This is a genomic window from Pseudolysinimonas kribbensis, from assembly GCF_030161895.1.
In the GTDB taxonomy this organism is placed as follows: domain Bacteria; phylum Actinomycetota; class Actinomycetes; order Actinomycetales; family Microbacteriaceae; genus Pseudolysinimonas; species Pseudolysinimonas kribbensis.
Map to the genome: position 1 here is coordinate 1,071,955 of NZ_BSVB01000001.1, position 22,864 is coordinate 1,094,818.

A 22,864-nucleotide genomic window follows, 5' to 3' on the forward strand; every position below is an offset into this window, starting at 1 on the left:
TCGCGCCTACGCTACCGCTCCTGCAGGCCCCATTTCTGGCCGTAGCCGCCGTCGCTCTCGGGCGCGGACATCAGGTCGAGGAACGGCCGCGCATCGAACGCCTCCGGGCCGAGCACACCGACGCCCGACCAGACGCCGGTCGAGAGGAGCTCGAGTGCGATGACCGGGTTGAGCGCGGTCTGCCAGACGACGCACTGGCTCTCGTACTCGCGCATCGTCCACTCGTTGTCGGCGACGTGATAGAGGTACACCTCCCGCGGCGCGCCGTCGCGTCCGGTTCCCGTCACCCACACGCCCGCGCAGGTCTTGCCCGTCATGCGGGGGCCGATGGCGGCCGGATCCGGCAGCGCGGCCGCCACGACGTCGCGGGGGCGACCTCGACGGGCCCGTTCGCGCTGCGGACGCGCAGCGGGGCGACCGAGTCGAGGTGCAGGGTGTGCAGGGTCTTGAGCACGCCGATGAACTCGTCACCGAGCCCGTACTTGAAGGTCACGCGCTTCGCGTCGAGCCAGCGCGGCATGAGCAGCACCTCCTCGTGCTCGACGTTGACGCACTCCACCGCACCGATGCCCTCGGGGAAGTCGAAGATCTCGGGCTCCGAGAACGGTTCCGTCGTGTACCAGCCGGCCTCCTTCGTCCACACCACCGGTGGGTTCAGGCACTCCTCGATCGTGGTCCAGATCGAGAACGACGGCGCGAAGATCTCGTTGCCGGCCTCGTCGCGCACGACGAGATTCGCCCCGTCGCGCGTGCCGAGCTCGTCGATGCTCTCGAACAGGTGGTCCGCGGCGTAGCGGGCGAAGACATCCGAGAGCCCCGGCTCGACGCCCATGCCCACGAGGGCGAGGCAGCCCGCCTGCTCCCAGTCGGGCGCCTGCTCGAACTGGTCGTCGCCGAGCTTGACGCCGGTCTGCGCGTACGGGCTCTCCGGATGCGGCTCCGAGAGGCTCATCGCCATGTCGAGATAGTCGGCGCCGGCGGCGAGCGCCCCCGCGAACACCGTCGGCACGAACTTGGGCTCGACCGCGTTCATGACGTGGGTCGCCCGATGCTCCCGCGCCAGCGCGGCGACGCTCTCGGGGTCGGAGGCGTCGACCCTCGCGGCGACCAGCCGGGCCGCGGTCTCGGGGCCGTGCTTCGCCGCGATCCAGTCGATCGTGCGCTGCGAGCGGGCCGGGTCGTAGTCGCTCACGACGAGCAGCTCGAAGAAGTCGCGTCGTGCGGCGATCTTGGCGATCGCGTCGCCGACGCCGCCGGCGCCGACCAGGAGGATCCGCATGGGGGAGACGCTATCGGGCTGTGCCCTCCGCGTACACGGTCGGGGCGGGGCCCAGCTCCTCGAGCAGGCGCGACATCGCGACGTACGCACGGTTGCGGTAGGCGACGAGCTCCGCGGCGCCCCCGGCGGGCGGCTCCAGGAAGCCGGACCCGGTCTTCGAGACGCCGTAGTGTCCCGCGTCGATGACCTCCTGGAGCATGGCGGGGGTCGGGAAACGGTCCGGGTACGCGGCGCGCAGCTGCTGGAAGACCATGCCGTAGGTGTCGAGGCCGGCCATGTCGGCGATCGCGAACGGGCCGAAGAAGGGCAGCCGGAAGCCGAGGGTGCCGCGGATGATGGCATCCACGTCCTCGACCGACGCGACGCCTTCCTCGACGACGCGCGCGGCCTCGTTCAGGAGCGCGAACTGCAGCCGGTTCAGCACGAACCCGGTCTTGTCGGCGACGAGCGCCGACACCTTGCCGACCGAGTCGACGACGCCGCGCGCGAAGGCGACGGCCTCGGGCGAGGTCGTCGCGTGCGGGATGATCTCGACCGCGGGGATGAACGGCGAGGGGTTGCTGAAGTGCACCCCCAGGAAGCGCTCCGGTCCGCTCACGGCCTCCGCCATGGTGCCGATCGGGATGCTCGACGTGTTGCTGCCGATCACCGCATCCACCGGCGCGGCGGCGGAGACCCGGCGCAGCGTGTCGAGCTTGATGTCGAGCCGCTCGGGCACCGCCTCCTCGATGAAACGCACCCCCGCGACCGCGTCCTCGAGCTCGTGCGCGCTCAAGCGCTCCGCCATGACGTCCGCCGCGTCGGCGGGGAACAGGCCATCGGCCGCGAAGGCGCGGGCCTCGCCGATGAGGCGCTCCCGGTTGGATCGCGCGACCTCGAGCGTGACGTCCGAGATCCGGACCGGATGGCCGGCGAGCGCGACCACCTGGGCGATGCCGCCTCCCATGTAGCCGGAGCCGACAACGGCGTATGCCTCTTCGGGCATGTTCTTCTCCTTGAGCGATTCGATCAGAAGACGGGCTGCGCGACCCGGCTCGTTCCGGCGGCGTAGTCACCGGTCTCGGGCAGGATGCGACGGAGGTACTCGCGATTGGCGGCGCAGACGCTCAGCCCGTCGCCACCGTAGTGCTCGAGCCCGAAGCTGCCCTGGAACCCCGCGCCGATCGCCATCGCGACGACCTCGCGGTGGTTGACGATGCCGCTCTCCAGCGGCGCGGGGATCGCGAACACCGCCCCGGTGGACGGGTCCTCGTCGCGCTGGTAGCTCTTGGCCTGCCAGTAGTTGGCGTACGGGAGGGTGGCGGCGTACAGGTCGCGCCAGTGCTCCACCGGCCGGTGCAGGCGGATGAGGTTGCCGACGTCCGGGCACAGGCCGACCTCCGGCATCCCGATCTCCTCGACGAGCCGCACCGCCGACGCGGCCGTGCCGAGGTAGGTGTCCTCGTAGAGCTCGAGCGAGATCAGCAGGCCCACCTCGGCCGCGTGCCGCCCGAGTTCCTGAAGCCGGGCCACCGCGAGCGAGCGCACCTCCGGGTCGTCGGAGTCCTTCGGACCGTCGACGGTCCAGAACCACTGGGCCTTCTGCTGCGCGGCCGTCAGCGGCCGGTGCAGACCGAGGCAGACGACCTTCGCGCCGAGCCCCGCCGCTGCGTCGATCGTGCGGTGGTCGTACGCGAGGTTGGCCTCGCCGCTGTCCGGGTCGATCACGCTCTTGCGGGCGACCGGGATCACCGGCACGGTGAGCCCCTGCTCGCGCAGCACCTGCAGCAGCTCGTCGCGACGGGCCTCGGTCAGATCGCCCGGGCGTACCCAGCTGTCGATGAGGTCGACCCGGTCGAACCCCGCGCGGCGGGCCTGGCCGAGCACATCGGCCCACACCGTCGCATCGGCGTCGTGGGCGTTCGGGAACTGCAGCAGCACTGCCGAGAGGGGCCAGTCGGCGGCGTTCAGCGGCATCGTCACGTCCTTCGCACGGGTGTCCGGATTCGGGATCCACGCTACCGCGGCCCGGAGGCGCGGCCCGCCGGATGCCGGAGGGGCCTCCGCATTCGGCAGACCGCGCGGTCCGATCGCGGCCTACGCGCGACCGAGTTCGATCGCGGTCCAGGACACCGCGGGCACGGTGATCGTCAGGGTGTCGCCGTCCACCACGGCCGACCCGTTGCCGTGGGGCGCGACCCGCTCGGGCTGCTCGAGCGTGTTGCGGGCGTTGACGTCGTCGTCCGAGATCGTCTGCGCCGAGAGCACGTTCACCCCACCGAGCCCGCCGACGTCGATGCTCACGGTGGCGGAGTCGGTCTGCGATCGGTTGACCAGGAACACGGCGGTGCGCCCGGTCGCGTCGTCGTGCGTGGCGACCGCGTCGAGCTGCGGGACCTCGCCGTACAGGGCGGTCTCGTACGTCGGCGACTCGAGCTTGACCTCGAGCGCGCGCCCGCCCGCGAGCCTCGACGTGATCGCGAACGGGAAGAACGTCGTCTGACGCCAGGCCGGTCCGCCCGGCTCGGTCATGATCGGTGCGATGACGTTGACGAGCTGGGCCAGCGAGGCCGCGGTCACGCGATCGGCATGCTTGAGCAGCGAGATGAGCAGCCCGCCCACGACGACCGCGTCGGCGACCGAATAGACGTCCTCGAGGAGGCGGGGAGCCTTCGGCCAGGACTCGATGCCCTCGATCCGATCCACGTCGCGGTATCGGTCCTGGTACCAGACGTTCCACTCGTCGAACGAGATGTCGATCGTCTTCGTGCTGCGCTTGACCGCCTTGACGTGATCGGCCGTGTCGATCACCGTCTCGATGAAGCGGTCCATGTCGACGGGCGACGCGAGGAAGCTCCCGAGGTCGCCATCGCGCTCCTGGTAATAGGCATGGCACGAGATGAAGTCGACGTCGTCGTAGGCCTCCATCAGCACCTCCCGCTCCCAGGACCCGAAGGTCGGCATGTGCGCGTTCGAGGAGCCGCACACGACGAGCTCGACGCGCTCGTCCAGCTGGCGCAGGGCCTTGGAGACCTGGGAGGCGAGCTTGCCGTAGTCGGTGCCGGAGCGATGGCCGAGCTGCCACGGGCCGTCCATCTCGTTGCCGAGGCACCACATCCTGACATCGAACGGCTCGGTGCGGCCGTTCGCGATCCGACGATCGGACAGCGTCGATCCGGATGCCACGTTCGCGTATTCGAGCAGATCGAGGGCTTCCAGCGTGCCGCGGGTGCCCAGGTTCAGGGCGAGCATCAGCTCGCCGCCGACCTTGTCGAGCCACGCGCCGAACTCATGCAGTCCCACCTCGTTCGTCTCGGTGGAGTGCCAGGCGAGGTCGAGCCGCGTGGGGCGCTCCTCGCGCGGTCCCACGCTGTCCTCCCAGCGGAAGCCGGAGACGAAGTTGCCGCCGGGGTAGCGCACGGTCGAGACGCCGAGCTCGCGCACGAGGTCGATGACGTCCTGCCGGAAGCCGTCGGCATCCGCGCTCGGATGACCGGGCTCATAGAGCCCGTCGTAGACGCACCGGCCGAGGTGCTCGACGAAGGAGCCGAACAGGCGCCGGTTGATGGGACCGACCTCGAAATGGGGGTCGATGGTGAGACGGGCGGAGATCATCGCTGGCTTTCTGCTACGGACGGATGCGGGAGAGGGTCGGTCGGCTGGTGCGCGACTACTTGAGGCTGCCGATCGAGAGCCCGCCCCGCCAGTAGCGCTGGAGAGTCAGGAACGCGATCACGAGCGGGACCACCGAGATGAGCGAGCCCATCACGATGAGGCTCCAGAGGGAGTGCCCGCCGCCGTTGTTGCCCGAGGCAAGACCCTGCCAGACGCCGATCCCCACGGTGACCGGGTACAGGGTCTTGTCGCTGAGCATCACGAGCGGCAGGAAGTAGTTGTTCCACGTCGCGACCATCGACAGCAACAGGACCGTGACGATCGCGGGCCGCATGAGCGGCAGAGCCACCTGCAGGAAGGTGCGCAGCTCGCCCGCCCCGTCGACGCGGGCGGCATCGAGCAGCTCGTCGGGCACGGCGTCGCCGATGTAGACGCGCATCAGATAGACGCCGAACGGATTCAGCAGCGAGGGCAGGATGACCGCCCAGATCGTGTTGGTCAGTCCCGCGTCCGAGGCGAGGATGAACGTCGGGATCACCAGTGCCGTGAGCGGCACCATGACGGCTCCGAGGAGGAGCGAGAACATCAGGTTGCGACCGCGGAAGGCGAACTTCGCGAAGCCGTAGCCCGCGAGGATGGAGACGATCGTCGACCCGACGCCGCCGGCCACCGCGTACAGCGCGGAATTGCCGATCCAGTGCAGGTAGATGCTGCCGTCGTACGTGAAGAGGTCCTGCAGGTTCGCGAGGTAGCCGACGTTCTTGTCGAACCACATCGACCCCCGGTGCCTCCGAACAGCCCGGCCGCGTCCTTCGAGCTGTTGACGACCATCCAGTACACCGGGATGAGGAAGTAGACGACGAGGATCCCGAGGAAGATGTGCGCCGGCACGATCCCCGCCGGCGGCGGCCGCCGAGTCGGCGCCCGGATGCGGCGCCGCGTTCGAAGGCCCGTGTCGAGTCCAGGGCAGTGACCGTCATGAGAGGAAGCTCCCGCGCTTGCGAGTGAGGAACAGGAAGATGTACACGCAGACGAAGACGACGACGCCCAGGGCGAATGAGAGCGCCGAGGCGTAGTTGAACTGGGCGTACGAGAAGGCCGTGAAGTAGGCGTAGAGGTTCGGCGTGAAGTCCTGCGTGATGCCGCCGTTCGAGATCGTGCGCAGCACGCTCGGCTCGGTGAAGAACTGCAGGGTGCCGATGAGGGCGAAGACCAGGATCAGCAGCAGCGCGTTCGTGACGAGCGGCAGCTTGATCCGCAGGGCGATCTGGCGGGCGTTGGCACCGTCGATCCGCGCGGCCTCGTACAAGGTGGGGTCGATGCCCTGCAGCGCCGCGTAGATGATGATCATGTAGTAGCCGGCCCACTGCCACGTGACGATGTTCATGAGGCCGCCGAACACGTGCGAGGCGTCGAGCAGGAACGGTGCCTTCAGCCCGACCAGTCCGAACAGCTGCCCGAGCGGGCCGAACGTCGGGCTGTACAGGAAGCCCCACATGATGGCGCCGATGACGGCCGGGATGGCGTACGGCAGGAAGATCATCAACCGCGCGAATCGCGCGAAGCGGGTCGTGACCGCGTCGAGCACGAGCGCGATCGCGAGCGAGATGATCATCTGCACCGGGATCAGCACGAGCGAGAAGCCGACGACGAACGCGACACCGCCGAGGAACGACGGATCGGTGAACGCCTTGATGTAGTTGTCGAGCGGCGCGAACACCGTCCCGGTCGCCAGCCCCTTGGTGAACAGGCTGTTGTAGAACGCGTACAGCAGCGGGGCGACGAGGAAGACGAGGAAGACGAGGGTGAACGGCAGGATGAACATCCAGCCGGTGAGGGTGCGGCGCCGATTGGCCGCGCGCTGCGCGGGCGAGGTCGGCACCTGGGGAACTCGAGCGCGTCGCGTCGGCGCGAGCGCGGAGGCAGAGGTCATTCGGGAGGCCCTTCGAATGAGTGGATGCGGAAATCGGGTGGCCGGACCGGCCTGAACCGGCCCGGCCACCCCGGTCTCACTTGACCGTGAAGCCCTGCTGCTTGGCGTACTTGACCACGGCGTCCTGCACGGCCGCGGCGGCGCCCGCGCCGTCGATCTTGCCGCCGTTGATCGCCGTCAGCTGCTTCTGCAGCTGCGCGTAGTAGTACACCTGGAACGGGCTGTAGGTGAATCCCTTGTACCCGTTCTCGGCCGGGATGTAGACCTCGCCGTAGGCCTTCTGACCGCCGAAGAAGTCGAGCGGGTAGTCCGCGATCTCCTTCGACTTCAGCACGGTCTGGTTGAGCGGGAAGATCACGAGGTTCTTCCACCCGTTCTCGAGCGAGGCGGGATCGGCGTCCAGCCCGAGAGCGACCTCTGCGGCGAGCTTCTTGTCCTTCGCCTGGGTCGTCACGGCGAACGCCGAGCCGCCCCAGTTGACCGAGACCGGGTTGCTGGGATCCCACTGCGGCAGTGGCGCCACGGCGAACTGCCCCTTGTCGTTGCCCTTGCCGACGCCGGCGCCGGTCAGATAGCCCGGTGCCCACGCCGCGGAGACGTAGGTGGCGTACTTGCCGCCCACGACGCCCGAGATGTACTCGGCCGTGAACTGGTCAGCCGTTCCGACGAGGCCCTTCTTGACCAGGCCGGCCCAGTAGTCGAGCACCTGCTTGGATGCCGGGTCGTCGAGCTTGACGCCGACCTCCTTGGGCTTGGTCGGGTCGTACTGGAACGGATGGGCGCCCTTCTGGATCTGCAGCGCCATCATGACCGCGGGCACGTTGCCGCCGAGGTCGCCGAACAGCGGACCGCCGGCGTCCTTGACCTTCTGCGCGTCCGCGGCGTACTCGTCCCAGGTGGCCGGGGGCTTCGTGATGCCGTACTTCGCGAAGATGTCCTTGCGGTAGATGAGGCCCATCGGGCCGCCGTCGATGGGCGCCGCGTAGACCGCGTCGCCGACCGAGACGTCCTTCCAGGCGCCCGCGCTGAAGTTCTTCTTCACCTTGTTCGCGCCGTACTTGCTGATGTCGACGAGCGCGCCCTGGATGACGTAGTTGGCCAGGTGGTCGGCCTCGAGCATCACCACGTCGGGAGCGCCCTTCTTGGCCGAGACGGCGGTCTGGAACTTGTCGTACTCGTCGCCGCCCTGGCCGACGTTGTTCCAGCAGACCTGCACGTCGGTGTGGCTCTTGTTGAAGTTGTCGACGACCAGCTGCGTGTTGGGGTACCAGGCCCAGGCGGTCACCTTGGGCGCGTCCTTGTGGATGATCTTGTTGGTGCACTTCGCGTTCGCGTTCGCGTCGGCGCCGCCTCCGCCGCCTCCACTGCACGCCGCGAGCCCGGCGGCCATGACCAGAGCGGTCAGGCCGGCGATGAGAGCTCTCTTCTTCACTGTGATCGATTCCCTTCGAGGTGCGATGGACTTCGTTGTCGGACTGCACGGCCGCACGCGCGCCGGGCACCCCGTCGACGAGGGGGCGGCGCCAGGGGCACCGGATCCTCATCGACCCGTACAGCTCGACTGCCGAGCCGCTCTACAACGTTGTACGGTAAACGTTGTAGAAGCATCTTTGGACATCTCCGGCGCCCGTGTCAAGACACCGGCGACCGACCGTCAGATCGCGGGCGTCGATTCCCGATGGACGATGCGGAAGGCCGCCATGATCTCCCGCCGTTCCTGGTCGAGCCGTCCGGCGATCCGGTCGACGAGCAGCTCGATCGAGGTCTCGACGATCTCGGGCAACCCCGGATCGATCGTGGAGAGGCTCGGAATCGAGTACGCGGCGTCGTCGAGGTTGTCGAACCCGAGAACCGCGACGTCATCCGGAATGACGATGTGCGCCTCCTGCAGCGCACGCATCGCACCGAAGGCCAGGTTGTCGTTGAACGCGAAGAGCGCGTCGAAACGCGCGCCCGACGCGATCAGACGCCGCGTCACCTCGGCGCCATCGCGTCGGTGCCAGGGCAGCGCATAGCCGACCAGCTCCTCGCGGAACGGCTCCCCGGCCGCGTCCAGGGCCTCCCGGTATCCCCGCAGCCGGAGTCCGGCGGATCCGATCACCTCGCCCTCGTGGGCTCCGACGACCGCGATCCGGCGGCGGCCGAGACCGAGGAGGAACTCGGTGCCCGCTCGCGCCGCCTCCACGTTGTGCATCGTGACGTGGTCGGTCGGGCCGCCGAAGATGCGCTCCCCGAGCAGCACGAGCGGGTACGGCCGGCGCAGCAGCTCGGCGTCCTCCTGCTGCAGGCCGAGCGCGCTGAAGAGCAGGCCGTCCGTCATCTTGCGGCGGGCACCACTGAGCACGTCGAGCTCGCGCTGGCGGTCGCCGCCGGTCTGCTCGATCAAGACCGTGAGCCCGCGCTGCTCGGCGGCCGCGATCATCCGGTCGGCGAGCTCCGCGAAGTAGCTGCTGAGACTGAGCTCGGGCACGGCGAGGCCGATGAGGCCCGTGCGCCCCGAGCGCAGACTGCGCGCCGACGGGTTGGGCTGATAGGAGAGCTCGGCGATCGCCGCCTCGACCTTGGCCCGCGTCTCCGCCCGGATGTGCGGGTAGTCGTTGATGACGTTCGAGACCGTCTTGATCGAGACCCCGGCGAGCTGCGCCACATCGTGGAGCGTGGAGGCCATCGCCGCTCCTCACCGCGCGCGGGGTGCGCGTCGGCTCACTCTACAACGTTGTACTCACCCACCCGCCCCGTACGCGCGAGTTCCGAGAACCAACGTCCGCTGTCCTTCACGAGCCGGTTCTGGGTGTCGTAGTCGACGCGCACGATGCCGAAGCGCTTGGTGAATCCGAACGACCACTCGAAATTGTCCAGGAGCGACCAGACGAAGAATCCACGCAGATCCGCGCCGCGCTCCATGGCCCGATGCGCCGCGACGAAATGACGGTGCAGATAGGCGACGCGGGCGTCGTCGTGCACGGCGCCGTCCTCCACCCGATCGGGGAACGCGGCGCCGTTCTCGGTCACGGCGAGCGGGAGGCCGAACTCCTCGTGCGAGCGCACCAGCAGCTCCTCGAGGCCCGACGGGTCGATGTTCCACCCCATGGCGGTGAGCGGACCGGTCTCCGGCAGCCACTCGATCCCCTGCGTCGAGGGGAACACCGGTGAGCCGGGGCGCCGTCGGCGAGCCGTACCCGGCTCGTCGAGTAGTAGTTGATGCCGAGCAGATCGATCGGCTGGTGGATGAGCTCGAGATCGCCCGGGCGCACGAATCCGAAGTCGCTCACCGCGCGCTGATCGGCGAGCAGGTCCTCCGGATAGCGCCCGTGCAGCATCGGGTCGAGGAAGATCCGGTTGCCGACGGCATCCACCCGGCGCACCGCCTCGTCGCCGCCCTGCCCGCCGGGCTCGCCGTCGGCGGCGCGCACGACGTGCAGGTTGAGCGTCACGGCGACCGTCGGGTCGTTGGTGGCGGCGCGGCGGATCTCGGGCACCGCGAGCCCGTGCGCGAGATTGAGGTGATGGGCCGCCGCCAGCGAGGCCGCGGGGTCGGTGCGACCCGGAGCGTGGATGCCGGCCGCATATCCGAGGAACGCCGAGCACCACGGCTCGTTGAGCGTGATCCACCCCGCGACGCGATCGCCGAGCGCCTCGACCGTGCGCGCGCTGTACTCGGCGAAGCGCGCGGCGGTGTCGCGGTTCGTCCAGCCGCCGAGGTCCTCGAGCTCCTGCGGCAGGTCCCAGTGGTAGAGCGTCGCCCACGGCTGGATGCCGCGCGCCAGCAACCCGTCGACGAGCCGCGAGTAGAACGAGAGCCCCGCCTCGTTGACCCGGCCCGACCCGCCCGGCTGCACCCGCGGCCACGCGATCGAGAAGCGATAGGCGCCGGCGCCGAGCTCCGCCATGAGGTCGAGGTCGGCCTCCCAGCGGTGATAGTGGTCGTCGGCGACGTCGCCCGTGCGACCATCCTCGATGCGGCCAGGGGCGTGGCTGAAGGTGTCCCAGATCGACGGCGTGCGCCCGTCCTCCCGGACCGCTCCCTCGATCTGGTACGACGCGGTCGCCGTGCCGAACAGGAACCCGTCCGGGAATTCGGTGCCGGGCCGGTGGTAGCGGTCGTCGCCGGGGTCGCTCACGCGCCCCACTCTACGGAGGTGGGATCGGCGAGCACGGCACCGAGGGCGTGCTCCGCAGCGCCGACCAGCAGCCGGTCATCGCCGAGCCCGGCGGCCGCGAGCCGCACCCCGCCGGCCGCGACCGGCACGGCGAGCTCCTCGACGTGCCGGCGCAGGCCGTCGGGATCCGACTCGAGCAGGGTCGCCAGATACCCCCGAGCACGATGAGCTCCGGATCGAGCACGTTGACCGCGGTCGCCAGCGACGCGGCGAGCACCCGGCGCTGGCGGGCGAGCTCGTCGCGGATATCGGCGCGGTCGGTCGCGAGCAGGGCCGCCGCGAGCTCCGGCTCGGTGGCCGACGGCAGCCCGAGCGCGGCGAGCAGCCCGTCGCGCCCGACCTCCTCCTCGAGCACGCCCCGCGCGGAGGTGCGGTCGGCGGGATCGACGAAGCCGGCGGGGCTCTGCCCGAGTTCGCCCGCGAAGCCGCCGTGGCCGCCGAGCGGAGCGCCCCCGACGATGATGCCGCCGCCGATGCCGCTCGCGCCGCCGTTGAGATAGAGGAGGTCGTCGACGCCCCGACCGGCGCCGAAGAGGTGCTCGGCGAGCGCGCCGAGAGTCGCGTCGTTGCCGACCGCCACCGGCCGGGCGGTCGCGCGCTCGACGAGGTCGCGCAGCGGCGCGTCGGTCCAGCCCAGGTGCGGCGCCCAGCGCACGACGCCGTCGGCCTCGCTCACCAGCCCGGGGACCGCGAGGCCCACCCCCGCCACCCGGCGCCCGGGAATCCCCGCCACGACCCGTGCGGCGAGCGCCGCGGTCTCCTCCGGCGTCGGCACGTGCCCCAGCTCGTGGCGCTCGTGCGCCTCGACCCGCGCGCCGAGGCCGACGACCGCCGTGGTGATGGCATCGACCTCGGGGTTCACCGCGACCACGACGAGACGCGGGTCCGCCGCGACGACCGGCGACGGGCGGCCCACCCGGTTGGTGGCCTCCGGGGCGGCCTCCCGCACGAGGCCCCGCGCGGCGAGGTCGGAGACCAGCCCGCCGACCGTCGAGCGGTTCAGGCCGGTCTGGGCGGTGATCCACGCGCGGGGCACCGGACCCTCCCGATGCACCAGCCGGAGCACCGCGGCGAGGTTGCCCCGGCGGACGTCGTCGAGGCCGCTCGCACCGCTCGCCATCAGGTGAGCCGGCGGGTGCTGTCGCGCACGACGAGGCGCGACTCCAGGTCGACGTGGAGGTGATCCGGCTGGTCGCCGTCGCGCAGTCGGACCACGAGGCGCACCGCCTCGGCCGCCATCTCGGCGAGCGGCTGGCGCACGGTCGTGAGCGGCGGTCCGGCCCAGCGCGCGACGTTGACGTCGTCGTAGCCGACGACCGAGAGATCGTCCGGGATCCGGATGCCGCGCCGCCGCGCCGCCTCGTACACCCCGAGAGCCTGGGTGTCGCTGCTCGCGAAGATCGCCGTCGGCCGCCGCGGCAGGTCGAGCAGCTGCTCGCCGGCGCGCAGCCCCTCGTCGAAGTGGAAGCGATCCGTGCCGACGATGAAGTCCGCGCGCACGTCGAGTCCCGCCCCTCGAGCGCGGCCCGGTATCCCGACAGCCGCGCGGTCGAGCACATCATGTCCTCCGGGCCGCCGACGATCGCGATGTCGCGGTGACCGAGGTCGACGAGGTGCCGGGTCGCGCCGTACCCGCCGGACCAGTTGGCGGTGCCGATCGACGGCACGTCCGCCGCGGGGGCCCCCGAGGGGTCGACGACGACGAACGGGATGTTGCGCGCGCGCAGCTGATGGCGGTGATCCGGCGACAGGTCGGAGAAGACCAGGATGACGCCCATCGGCCGGCGGCGCATCGCCCCTCGATCCAGTCGGGGCTCGGCTTGTGCCGGTCGCCGCTGACCGTGATGAGCATGCTCAGGTCGAGATCGCGCGCCGTGCGCTCGACGCCCGCGATGATCTCGATCGCCCAGGCGCTGTCGATCTCGGAGAACACGACCTCGACCAGCGGCGCGACCGTGAGGGGCGTGTTGCGGCGGTTGTAGCCGTGGTCGCGCAGGAGCTCCTCGACCCGGCGCCGAGTGGCCTCCGAGACGCCGGCGCGGCCGTTCAGCACCTTGGAGACCGTCGAGATCGAGACGTCGGCGTCGTCCGCCACGCGCGAGAGGGTCGCCCGCGTCATCGCGGGACGTTCGACAGTATCGCCCGACATGGCGCAACTCTACTCAGGGGCCTGGTCACGCCCGGGGAGCGGTGATATGTTGCCGGAAACGACTTATCCACCACCTGTTTCATCCACGACGCTGTGATTCGGAGAATCCCATGGCCGACAAGCCCACCCCCGCCGACAAGTTCACCTTCGGTCTCTGGACCGTCGGATACAACGGCACCGATCCGTTCGGCGGGCCGACCCGGCCCCCGCTCGACACCGTGCACGCGGTCGAGAGGCTCGCCGAGCTCGGCGCGTACGGCCTGACCTTCCACGACGACGACCTGTTCGCCTTCGGCTCGACCGAGGACGCCCGCCGCACCGAGATCGACCGCCTCAAGGCCGCGCTGGCTGCCACGGGCCTCAAGGTGCCGATGATCACCACGAACCTGTTCTCGGCACCCGTGTTCAAGGACGGCGGATTCACCTCCAACGACCGCCAGGTGCGCCGGTACGCGCTGCGCAAGGTGCTGCGCAACCTCGACCTCGCCGCGGAGCTCGGCGCCGAGACCTTCGTCATGTGGGGCGGCCGCGAGGGCGCCGAGTACGACGCGGCCAAGGACGTGCGGTCGGCCCTCTCGCGGTACAAGGAGGCCGTCGACCTGCTGTCGGAGTACGTGCTCGACAAGAAGTACGGCATCCGGTTCGCGATCGAGCCGAAGCCCAACGAGCCCCGGGGCGACATCCTGCTGCCGACCGTCGGGCACGCGCTCGCGTTCATCAACTCGCTCGAGCACCCCGAGCTCGTCGGCCTCAACCCCGAGGTCGGGCACGAGCAGATGGCGGGCCTGAACTTCCAGGCCGGCATCGCTCAGGCGCTGTACCACGGCAAGCTCTTCCACATCGACCTGAACGGGCAGCGCTCGATCAAGTACGACCAGGACCTGGTATTCGGCCACGGCGATCTGCACAACGCGTTCGCGCTGGTCGACCTGCTCGAGAACGGCGGGGTGCTCGGCGAGCGCGCCTACGACGGGCCCCGGCACTTCGACTACAAGCCGAGCCGCACCGAGGACGAGACCGGCGTCTGGGACTCGGCCGCCGCGAACATGCGCATCTACCTCCTGCTCAAGGAGCGAGCGGCGGCGTTCCGCGCCGACCCCGAGGTGCAGGCCGCGCTCGAGGCGGCGAAGGTCGCCGAGCTCGCCAGCCCGACGCTGAACGCGGGCGAGAGCTACGACGACCTGCTCGCGGACCGATCGGCGTGGGAGGACTTCCAGCCGGACGCGTACTTCGGCGCCAAGGGCTTCGGCTTCGTGCGCCTGCAGCAGCTCGCGACCGAGCACCTGCTCGGCGCGCGCTGACTCGCGGCCGCACTCTTCCTAGCGCCCAATTGGGGGCTGCGATTCGTTCGCGGCCCCCAATTGGGCACAATCATTGAGGGACGGTGGACGCATGACGTACGTGGCGGGAGTCGACTCGTCGACGCAGAGCTGCAAGGTCGTGGTGCGGGATGCCGCGACCGGCGCGATCGTGCGCACCGGTCGCGCGACGCATCCGGAGGGCACCGAGGTCGACCCGGCCGCCTGGTGGGACGCCCTGCGGGCGGCGATCGCCGACGCGGGCGGCCTCGACGACGTCGCGGCGATCTCGATCGGCGGGCAGCAGCACGGCATGGTGGTGCTGGATGCCGAGGGCCGCGTCATCCGGAACGCCCTGCTCTGGAACGACACCCGCTCCGCCCCCGCCGCGCGCGACCTGATCGCGGAGTTCGGCGCGGCCGAGCTCGCCCGGCGCACCGGGAGCGTGCCGGTCGCGTCGTTCACGGCGACCAAGCTGCGCTGGCTGCGGGATGCCGAGCCCGAGAACGCGGCGCGGGTCGCCGCGGTCGCACTCCCCACGACTGGCTCACCTGGCGCCTGCTCGGGTACGGACCCGAAGGCGAGGCACCGCTCGGGCCGCGCCTCGACGCGCTCGTCACCGACCGCTCCGACGCGAGCGGCACGAGCTACTGGTCGCCGTCCGGTGACTACGACCGCGAACTGCTCATCGCGGCGCTCGGCCACGATGCGATCCTGCCGCGCGTGCTCGGGCCCGCGGAGCGGGCGGGCGAGACCGTCGCGACGGATGCCGCCCCGGCCGGGCTCGTCGTCGGCCCCGGTGCGGGCGACAACGCCGGCGCCGGGCTCGGGCTCGGCGCGAAGCCCGGCGACGTCGTCGTCTCGATCGGCACGAGCGGCACGGTCTTCGCGGTGACGACCGACCCGATCGCGGACGAGACCGGCGCCGCCGCCGGCTTCGCCGACGCGAGCGGCAACTTCCTGCCGCTCATCGCGACCCTCAACGCCGCTCGCGTGCTGGACGCCGCCGCGCGGCTGCTCGGCGTCGACCACGCCGGCCTCGGCGACCTCGCGCTCGCGGCCGAGCCGGGATCCGCCGGCCTCGTGGTCCAGCCGTGGTTCGAGGGCGAGCGCACTCCCAACCTGCCCGACGCGACTGCGACGCTGTTCGGCATGACTCTCGCGTCCACCACCCGCGAGAACCTGGCGCGCGCGGCGATCGAGGGGATGCTGTGCGGCCTCGCCGACGGCCTCGATGCCGTGCGCGCCCAGGGGGTCGTCGCCGAGCGGCTGCTGCTGATCGGGGGCGCCGCGCAGAACGCGGCGGTGGCCGCGATCGCCGCGCAGGTGTTCGACGCACCGATCGAGGTGCCGGAGCCGGGCGAGTACGTCGCGCTGGGGGCGGCGGTGCAGGCGGCGTGGGCGCTCACCGGAACGCGGCCCGAGTGGGACGTGCCGATCGCGGCGCGGCCCGCACCGGACACGCGGCCGGTGATCCGCGAGCAGTACGCCGCGCGCCGGCCCGCGTAGCCGAGCGTTCGAGCTCGGCGACTCAGCCGGGCGGGGCCGTCGAGTCGCGCACCACGAGCCGAGGGCGGACCGGGTCGGCGGGTGGCGGGGGTGCCGCGCGCAGCTGCGCCAGCAGCATCCCGACCGCCCGCTGCCCTGCGACGGCGAAGTCCTGCCGGATGGTCGTCAGGGGCGGCCGATAATGGGCCGAGTCCGGCACGTCGTCGAACCCGATCACGCTCACGTCCTGCGGCACGCGCCGGCCGGACTCGTGCAGGGCGTGCAGCAGCCCGAGCGCCGTCTGGTCGTTCGAGCAGAAGACGGCCGTCACGTCGGTCGTGCCGAGGACCTCGCACGCCGCCCGGTATCCCGAGTCGGCGGTCCATTCGCAGCGGATCACCGGCCGCGGGGCGAGGCCGTGGTCGGCGAGCTCCGCCAGATATCCGCGCATGCGGGCGTCCGCCTCGACCCACCCGACGGGTCCGGCCAGGTGCAGGATGCGGGTGTGCCCCAGCTCGATCAGGTGCCGGGTCGCGATGCGGGCCCCCTCGACCTGATCGAACGAGACGCTCAGGTCGTCGTGGCGGTCCGAGGCGACCATGACGAAGGGGATCGCGAGCGGGTGCGCCGTGAGCCGGTTGAAGACGCCGGCCTGCGGGCCGACGACGACGAGGGCCTCGACGGCCTGCGCGACCAGTCGATCGACGGCGTCGCGCACGGAGACGTCGTCGCTCAGGCAGGTCGCGATGGCGACCCGGTAGCCGGCGTCGCCCGCCGCGTCCTCGATCTCGTAGACCATCTTCTGCACGCCGTACGCCGCGGCGCGGGTCGCGACGAGCACGCCGATGACCTGGGATCGGCTCGTGACGAGGGCGCGCGCGGCCTGATTGGGGCGGTACCCGAGCTCGGTGATCGCGTCGAGCACGCGCTGCCGGGTCTGCGGCCGGATGCCGGCGGAGTGGTTGAGCACCCGGGAGACGGTCTGGTACGAGACGCCCGCGCAGCGCGCGACGTCGCGGATGTTCGGCGCCCGCGCGGGACCGATCGGTTGTCTGGTCACTCCCGTTCCCGGCCTCGTCGTCGGATGTGGTCGGTGACAGTCTGGCGGACGCCTCAGCCGCCGCGGCGGTGCAACCGGATCCGACGCGCGATCGTGACCGCGGCCGCGACGAGCGCCAGCGCCGCGGGCGCCACGAGATGCCAGCCGGCGAGCACGGCCAGACCGGCGGTGAGCACGACTCCGGCGCACGCCATCCACCAGCCCGGCGTCCACCGCGGCAGCAGCCGGACCGCGGCGACCATCCCCGCGAGGTACACCGCGACGAGCGAGCTCGTCTGCACGAGGACGAGCACCTGGAGATCGATGCGCAGGAGGAAGTACGCGGCCGTGTAGCCGAGGCACACCACGGCGACCAGGGCGACGCCCCGGCGCGGCACCGCGCCCGCCTCGGCACCGCGCGCGAACCAGCGCGGCAGGTGCCCGTCGCGGCCGAGCGACGCGGCGAGGTTGGCCATCGCCGGGACGTAGGCGTTGAGAACGCCGAGCACGACGATGACCGCGATCGCGGCGACGATCGCCGGCCCCACCCCGGCAGGGTGCGGGCGGTCAGATCCAGCAGCGGCACGGTGCTCGGCGCCGAACGCGCCGGCATCACGACGACGGTGGCCACCTGGAGCGCGAGATAGCTCACCCCGACCACGGCGACCGCGATGGCGGTGGCGAGGGGGATGACGCGGTGCGGCCGCCGGAACTCCGCAGCGAGGTGCGTCACGGCCTCCCATCCCGCGAACGCCCACACGAACAGGCTGATCACGACGCCGACGCCCGCCCACCCGTGCGGCAGGAGGGGAGTGAACGGGTGCGGGCGCGCGTGCGGGAGGGCGCTCGCGACGACGAGCACGACGACCGCGAGCAGCAGCGCGGTCAGCACGAGCTGCACCCGACCGCTGAACCGGAGACCGAAGACCGCGAGCACGATCGGCACGAGCAGGAAGGGCAGCCCGATCAGCGGAACCCACGCCGGGTCGATGCCGGTCACCGCCGTCAGATACGACCCGCCGAGCACGGCCACGACCGGCGCCCCCATGCCCGCCCCGAACAGGAACCAGTAGCCGGCCGCGCGCGCCGCGGTCGGCCCGAGGGCGAGCCGCACGAAGGTCGCGACCCCGCCGGCATCCGGATGCCGCGCCGCGAGCGCCGCGAACGCCCCGGCGAGCGGGATCGAGAGCACGAGCACGACGCCGACCCCGATGACGGAGCCCGGGCCGGCGGCCGCGGCGGCGAACCCGGGCAGCAGCAGGATGCCGGTGCCGAGCACCGCGGCGACGTACAGGGCGGACGCGGTCGGGAGCCCGAGCCGACCGGTGCCGGGATGCGCGGGGCGGTCGGTCACCCGTCCACTGTGCCGGGCGCCACCGACGCGCTCAGAGGCGGTCGAGCGCGCCGAGCACGTCGGCGAGCAGGTCGTCCTGCCCCTCGATGCCGACGGAGAGCCGGACGACGGAGTCGGGAACCTCCAGCGGGGTGCCCTTCACCGACGCGTGGGTCATCTCGGCCGGGTAGCAGACGAGCGACTCGACGCCGCCGAGCGATTCCGCGAGCTGGAACAGCGTCATCGTCTCGGCGAACCGGCGCGCGAGGGCCCCGTCGGCCAGCCGCACCGAGATCATCCCGCCGAAGTGGCGCATCTGCCGCGCCGCGAGCTCGTGGCCCGGGTGATCGGGCAGGCCCGGGTAGTAGACCTGCTCGAGCCGGGGGTGCCCGACGAGGTGCTCGGCCAGGTGCGCGGCGTTGGCCGAGTGCCGGTCCATGCGCACCGCGAGGGTCTTGATGCCGCGGACGGTGAGCCAGGCATCCATCGGCCCGGAGACCGCGCCCGCGCCGAACTGGACGAACCCGACCCGGTCGGCGATGCCCAGGCCGTCGAGCTGCGCTCCGGCCTTGACGATCACGGCGCCGCCCAGCACGTCGCTGTGACCGCCGAGGTATTTGGTGGTCGAGTGCACGACGATGTCCGCGCCGAGGGCGAGCGGCTGCTGCAGGTACGGGGTCGCGAACGTGTTGTCGACCACGACGATCGCGCCGGCCGCATGCGCGATCTCGGCCACCGCGGCGACATCTGTGATCTTCATCAGCGGATTGGACGGCGTCTCGACCCACACGACCTTCGTGGCGCCCGGGCGCAGGCCCGCCCGCACCTCGTCGAGGTCGCTCATCTCGACCGTGGACAGCTCCACGCCCCACGGCACGTGCACCCGGTCGACGAGGCGGTGCGTGCCGCCGTAGACGTCGTTGCCCATGAGCACGTGCGCACCGGGCAGCAGGATCGCGCGCAGCAGCGCGTCCTCGGCGGCGAGCCCCGACGAGAAGCTGAACGCGCGCTCGCCGCCCTCGAGCGCGGCGAGCAGGGACTGCAGCGAATCGCGCGTGGGGTTGGTGCCGCGCGTGTACTCGTAGCCGTCGCGGAATCCGCCGACGCCGTCCTGCACGTAGGTCGTCGAGAAGTAGATGGGCGGGATCACCGCGCCGGTCCTCGGGTCGAACTCCTGCCCGGCGTGGATGGCGGTGGTCGCGAAGTCGGACTGCTGCTGCTCGGGCACGGAAGGGTCTCTCTGCTGAAGGGGCGGCGGCTCAGTCGCTCAGGAACGCGAGCAGGTCGTGCCGCGTGATGACCCCGGCGGGCTTGCCCTCGCTCGTCACGAGCAGCGCGTCCGCCCGGGTGAGGGCGGCACGGGCCGCCTCCACCGAGTCGTTCATCCCGATCAAACCGAGCGCGGGGTTGACGAATTCCGCGAGCGCGTCGGTGAGCTGCGCGCGCCCGTCGAACACGGCCTCCACGAGGGAGCGCTCGTCGATGGATCCGACGACCTCGCCCATGACGACGGGCGGCTCCGCGGCCAGCACGGGCATCTGCGAGATGTTGTAGCGGCGCATCTTGTCGATCACGTGGCGCACCGTGTCGCTCGGGTGCACGTGCACGAGGCCCTCGTACTGCGCCTCCTTCGTGCCGATGACATCGGCGACCGTGCGACCCTCCTCGGGCGGCAGGAACCCGTAGGAGCGCATCCAGTGATCGTTGAAGACCTTGCCGAGGTAGCCGCGGCCGCCGTCCGGCAGCAGGATCACCATGACGTCGTCGGGCCCCAGGGCGCGGGCCGCCTTGAGTCCGGCCGACACGGCGAGTCCGCTCGAGCCGCCGACCAGCAGGCCCTCCTCGCGCGCGAGCCGGCGGGTCATGTCGAACGACTCCTGGTCGGAGCTCGCGATGATCTCGTCGACGACTCCAGGGTCGTAGGCCGCGGGCCAGAAGTCCTCGCCGACCCCCTCGACGAGATAGGGACGCCCGGTGCCGCCGGAATAGACGCTGCCCTCGGGGTCGGCCCCGATGATCCGGATCGCGGGGTTGCGCTCCTTGAGGAAGCGGCCGACCCCCGAGATCGTGCCGCCGGTGCCGACGCCGGCGACGAAGTGGGTGACGGTGCCGTCGGTGTCGCGCCAGATCTCCGGCGCAGTGGTCTCGTAGTGGCTGAGCGGCCCGTTCGGGTTGGAGTACTGGTCCGGCTTGAACGCACCGGGGATCTCGCGAACCAGCCGGTCGCTCACCGAGTAGTAGGAGTCGGGGCTGGAGGGCGCGACCGAGGTCGGGCAGACGACGATCTCGGCGCCGTAGGCGGTGAGCACGTTGCGCTTGTCCTCGCCGACCTTGTCGGGCAGCACGAAGATGCAGCGGTAGCCGCGCTGCTGCGCGACCAGCGCGAGGCCGATGCCGGTGTTGCCGGAGGTGGGCTCGACGATCGTGCCGCCGGGCCCGAGCAGACCCTTGGCCTCCGCGTCGTCGATGATGCGCGTCGCGATGCGGTCCTTGGACGAGCCGCCGGGGTTCAGGTACTCCACCTTCGCGAGCACGGTCGCCCGGATGCCCTCGGTCACCGAGTTGAGGCGCACGAGCGGCGTGTTGCCGACGAGGTCGAGCACGGTCTGGGCGTAATCCACCCGTCGAGCCTAATGACGGGGCGCTGAACGTTACGGGGGATCAGGCCCCTGCGGCGTCGCGGATCGGCACGGGGTCGGATGCGGTGAGCTGCTCCGCGAACAGGCGCGCATAGACGCCGTCGGCCGCGAGGAGCTCGCGGTGGGTGCCGCGTTCGACGATGCGGCCCCGGTCGACCACGAAGATGATGTCGGCGCCGACCACCGTCGAGAGCCGGTGGGCGATCGCGATCGTCGTGCGGCCGCGAGCCGCGGAGTCGAGCGCCGTCTGCACGATGCGCTCCGAGACCGTGTCGAGCGCGCTCGTCGCCTCGTCGAGGATCAGCACGGCCGGATCCTTGAGGAGCACGCGGGCGATCGCGACGCGCTGCTTCTCGCCGCCGGAGAGCCGGTAGCCGCGCTCGCCCACGACGGTGTCGTACCCGTCGGGGAACGAGACGATCGTGTCGTGGATGTTGGCGGCGCGCGCCGCGGCCTCCAGCTCCTCCTGGGTGGCGCCGGGCTTCGCGTACCGCAGGTTCTCGGCGATCGTCGCGTGGAACAGGTACGTCTCCTGGCTCACGATGCCCACCGACGAGATGAGCGACGCGTGCCGCAGCTCGCGCACGTCGTCGCCCGCGAACAGCACCCGGCCCTCCGACACGTCGTAGAGCCGCGGCGCCAGGTAGGACACGGTGGTCTTGCCCGCGCCGGACGGCCCGACGAACGCCGCGTACTGGCCCGGCTCGATGTGGAACGACACCCCGCGCAACGTCGCCGGACCGTCGACGGCGGCATCCGGATAGCGGAACACGACGTCCTGGAACTCGACGTTGCCCAGGCGGCCGGTCGCGACCTCACGTGCGCCCGGGGCATCCCGGATCGCCGGCACCAGGTCGAGGTACTCGAAGATGCGCGCGAACAGGGCCTGCGAGGTCTGCAGGTCCAGCGCCACCCGCAGCAGCCCCATGAGCGGGAACATGAGCCGCGCCTGGACGGTGGTGAAGGCGACGATCGTGCCCGCCGTGACCGGGACGTGCTGGAAGATCAGCCACGCCGCCACCAGGTAGATGACCGCCGGGATCACCGAGAGGAAGACGCTCACGAGCGCGAAGAACCACTGGCCGCTCATCGTCTGGCGCACCTGCAGCCGGATCTGATTGTCGTTCTCGTCGCTGTAGCGGCCGATCTCCGTCGGCTGCTGGTTGAAGCTCTTGGCGAGCAGGATGCCGGAGACGCTCAGCGTCTCCTGCGTGATCGCGGTCATCTGCGACAGCGACTCCTGGGTCTGCGTGGCGATGCGCGCGCGGATCTGCCCCACCCGGCGCTGCGCGATCACGAGGATCGGCAGCAGCACGACCGCGACGACGGTCATCTGCCAGCTGAGCACGAGCATGGCCACGAGCGCGGCGATCACCGTGACCGTATTGCCGATGACGCTCTGCACCGTGTTGCTGAGCACGCCCGCGACGCCGCCCACGTCGTTGGCGAGGCGGGACTGGATGACGCCCGTCTTCGTGCGGGTGAAGAAGCCCAGCTCCATCGCCTGCAGGTGCGAGAACAGCCGCACCCGCAAGGCGCCCATGACGCTGTTGCCGACCCGCGCCGTCAGGTAGGTCTGCCAGACGCCGAGCGCCGAGGAGGCGAGCCAGAGCAGGATCATCGCAGCGACGAGTGCGAGCAGCACCGGCACATCCGGTGCCCGGTCCCCGCCGTCGGGGAACAGCCCGAGGTCGAACGCCCGCTGCGTCAGCAGCGGCGGCGCGACGCTGAGGGCCGCCCCCACCAGCACGAGCACGACCATCGTCACGAGCCGCGCGCGGTACGGGCGGAACAGCTCCGCGATGCGCCGGAACAGGTGCGGGATCCGCGGGGCCCGGGCGTTCTCGGCCCGCTGCGACGCGGCATCCATACGCCCGAGAGCCCCGATGCGACCTCTGACGCCGCCGCCGCCTCGCATGCTCACCCGCTGAGAGTACGTCGGGCGATCATCC

The 22,864-nt window shown here is 71.1% G+C and carries 14 protein-coding genes and 6 pseudogenes; 2 read left to right on the forward strand and 18 right to left on the reverse strand.

Annotation, left to right across the window (positions count from 1 at the left end):
• Nucleotides 1-11: 11 nt before the first annotated feature.
• From QQK35_RS05925 to QQK35_RS05985, 12 genes and pseudogenes are all read right to left on the reverse strand, one after another.
• Nucleotides 12-1,279: pseudogene (locus QQK35_RS05925) on the reverse strand (saccharopine dehydrogenase family protein).
• Between the two features lie 10 nt (nucleotides 1,280-1,289).
• Entirely contained in the window at nucleotides 1,290-2,264 is a 975-nt protein-coding gene (locus QQK35_RS05930) for a 3-hydroxyacyl-CoA dehydrogenase family protein (RefSeq protein WP_284253347.1), read from the reverse strand.
• 23 nt (nucleotides 2,265-2,287) lie between these two features.
• Entirely contained in the window at nucleotides 2,288-3,235 is a 948-nt protein-coding gene (locus tag QQK35_RS05935) for a sugar phosphate isomerase/epimerase family protein (protein ID WP_284253348.1), read from the reverse strand.
• A 120-nt stretch (nucleotides 3,236-3,355) separates the two neighbouring features.
• Nucleotides 3,356-4,873, reverse strand: coding sequence for an arabinosylfuranosidase ArfA (arfA, locus tag QQK35_RS05940; protein WP_284253349.1), 1,518 nt, complete (start codon nucleotides 4,871-4,873; stop codon nucleotides 3,356-3,358).
• 55 nt (nucleotides 4,874-4,928) lie between these two features.
• Nucleotides 4,929-5,648 carry a carbohydrate ABC transporter permease gene (locus tag QQK35_RS05945; RefSeq protein ID WP_284253350.1) on the reverse strand — a complete coding sequence of 240 codons (720 nt, stop codon included), beginning with the start codon at nucleotides 5,646-5,648 and terminating at the stop codon, nucleotides 4,929-4,931.
• A gap of 201 nt (nucleotides 5,649-5,849) precedes the next feature.
• Nucleotides 5,850-6,755, reverse strand: coding sequence for a carbohydrate ABC transporter permease (locus tag QQK35_RS05950; RefSeq protein ID WP_284253351.1), 906 nt, complete (start codon nucleotides 6,753-6,755; stop codon nucleotides 5,850-5,852).
• A 127-nt stretch (nucleotides 6,756-6,882) separates the two neighbouring features.
• Entirely contained in the window at nucleotides 6,883-8,238 is a 1,356-nt protein-coding gene (locus tag QQK35_RS05955) for an ABC transporter substrate-binding protein (RefSeq protein ID WP_284253353.1), read from the reverse strand.
• 222 nt (nucleotides 8,239-8,460) lie between these two features.
• Nucleotides 8,461-9,474 (reverse strand): LacI family DNA-binding transcriptional regulator, encoded by a 1,014-nt coding sequence (locus QQK35_RS05960; protein WP_284253354.1) that lies wholly within the window; start codon nucleotides 9,472-9,474, stop codon nucleotides 8,461-8,463.
• 35 nt (nucleotides 9,475-9,509) lie between these two features.
• A pseudogene (locus QQK35_RS05965) lies at nucleotides 9,510-10,927 on the reverse strand (GH1 family beta-glucosidase).
• 10 nt (nucleotides 10,928-10,937) lie between these two features.
• Nucleotides 10,938-12,086, reverse strand: coding sequence for an ROK family transcriptional regulator (locus QQK35_RS05970; RefSeq protein WP_348534896.1), 1,149 nt, complete (start codon nucleotides 12,084-12,086; stop codon nucleotides 10,938-10,940).
• Nucleotides 12,086-12,759 (reverse strand): annotated as a pseudogene (locus tag QQK35_RS20285) (substrate-binding domain-containing protein). The gene QQK35_RS05970 and the pseudogene QQK35_RS20285 overlap by 1 nt, the downstream one beginning before the upstream one ends.
• Nucleotides 12,760-13,001: 242 nt before the next feature.
• A pseudogene (locus tag QQK35_RS05985) lies at nucleotides 13,002-13,115 on the reverse strand (LacI family transcriptional regulator); the annotation flags it as partial.
• Nucleotides 13,116-13,225: 110 nt separating this feature from the next.
• Between QQK35_RS05985 and xylA the strand changes: the two are divergent.
• Entirely contained in the window at nucleotides 13,226-14,416 is a 1,191-nt protein-coding gene (gene xylA, locus QQK35_RS05990) for a xylose isomerase (protein ID WP_284253356.1), read from the forward strand.
• Nucleotides 14,417-14,507: 91 nt separating this feature from the next.
• Nucleotides 14,508-15,922, forward strand: a pseudogene (xylB, locus tag QQK35_RS05995) (xylulokinase).
• 22 nt (nucleotides 15,923-15,944) lie between these two features.
• Here the strand turns inward: xylB and QQK35_RS06000 are convergent.
• From QQK35_RS06000 to QQK35_RS06020, 6 genes and pseudogenes are all read right to left on the reverse strand, one after another.
• Complete coding sequence (locus tag QQK35_RS06000) at nucleotides 15,945-16,961, reverse strand: LacI family DNA-binding transcriptional regulator (protein ID WP_284253357.1); 1,017 nt, start codon at nucleotides 16,959-16,961, stop codon at nucleotides 15,945-15,947.
• Nucleotides 16,962-17,014: 53 nt separating this feature from the next.
• On the reverse strand, nucleotides 17,015-17,488 hold the full coding sequence (locus QQK35_RS06005; protein ID WP_284253358.1) for a hypothetical protein: 474 nt from the start codon (nucleotides 17,486-17,488) through the stop codon (nucleotides 17,015-17,017).
• Between the two features lie 101 nt (nucleotides 17,489-17,589).
• Nucleotides 17,590-18,294, reverse strand: a pseudogene (locus QQK35_RS20290) (APC family permease); the annotation flags it as partial.
• Nucleotides 18,295-18,325: 31 nt separating this feature from the next.
• A complete protein-coding gene (locus QQK35_RS06010; protein ID WP_284253359.1) occupies nucleotides 18,326-19,501 on the reverse strand; it encodes a cystathionine gamma-synthase in 1,176 nt (391 codons plus the stop codon).
• 31 nt (nucleotides 19,502-19,532) lie between these two features.
• Nucleotides 19,533-20,894, reverse strand: coding sequence for a cystathionine beta-synthase (locus tag QQK35_RS06015; RefSeq protein ID WP_284253360.1), 1,362 nt, complete (start codon nucleotides 20,892-20,894; stop codon nucleotides 19,533-19,535).
• Nucleotides 20,895-20,934: 40 nt separating this feature from the next.
• The gene (locus QQK35_RS06020; protein WP_284255615.1) at nucleotides 20,935-22,830 is read right to left on the reverse strand and encodes an ABC transporter ATP-binding protein; all 1,896 of its coding nucleotides are present in this window, start codon (nucleotides 22,828-22,830) and stop codon (nucleotides 20,935-20,937) included.
• Between the last annotated feature and the right edge of the window lie 34 nt (nucleotides 22,831-22,864).

Bases quoted from the DNA above. Each gene is read 5' to 3' on its own strand.
- QQK35_RS05970 (WP_348534896.1), bottom strand. From the start codon at position 12,086: ATGGCGAGCGGTGCGAGCGGCCTCGACGACGTCCGCCGGGGCAACCTC.
- QQK35_RS05930 (WP_284253347.1), bottom strand. From the start codon at position 2,264: ATGCCCGAAGAGGCATACGCCGTTGTCGGCTCCGGCTACATGGGAGGC.
- xylA (WP_284253356.1), top strand. From the start codon at position 13,226: ATGGCCGACAAGCCCACCCCCGCCGACAAGTTCACCTTCGGTCTCTGG.
- arfA (WP_284253349.1), bottom strand. From the start codon at position 4,873: ATGATCTCCGCCCGTCTCACCATCGACCCCCATTTCGAGGTCGGTCCC.
- QQK35_RS06020 (WP_284255615.1), bottom strand. From the start codon at position 22,830: ATGCGAGGCGGCGGCGGCGTCAGAGGTCGCATCGGGGCTCTCGGGCGT.
- QQK35_RS05960 (WP_284253354.1), bottom strand. From the start codon at position 9,474: ATGGCCTCCACGCTCCACGATGTGGCGCAGCTCGCCGGGGTCTCGATC.
- QQK35_RS05935 (WP_284253348.1), bottom strand. From the start codon at position 3,235: ATGCCGCTGAACGCCGCCGACTGGCCCCTCTCGGCAGTGCTGCTGCAG.
- QQK35_RS05945 (WP_284253350.1), bottom strand. From the start codon at position 5,648: ATGTGGTTCGACAAGAACGTCGGCTACCTCGCGAACCTGCAGGACCTC.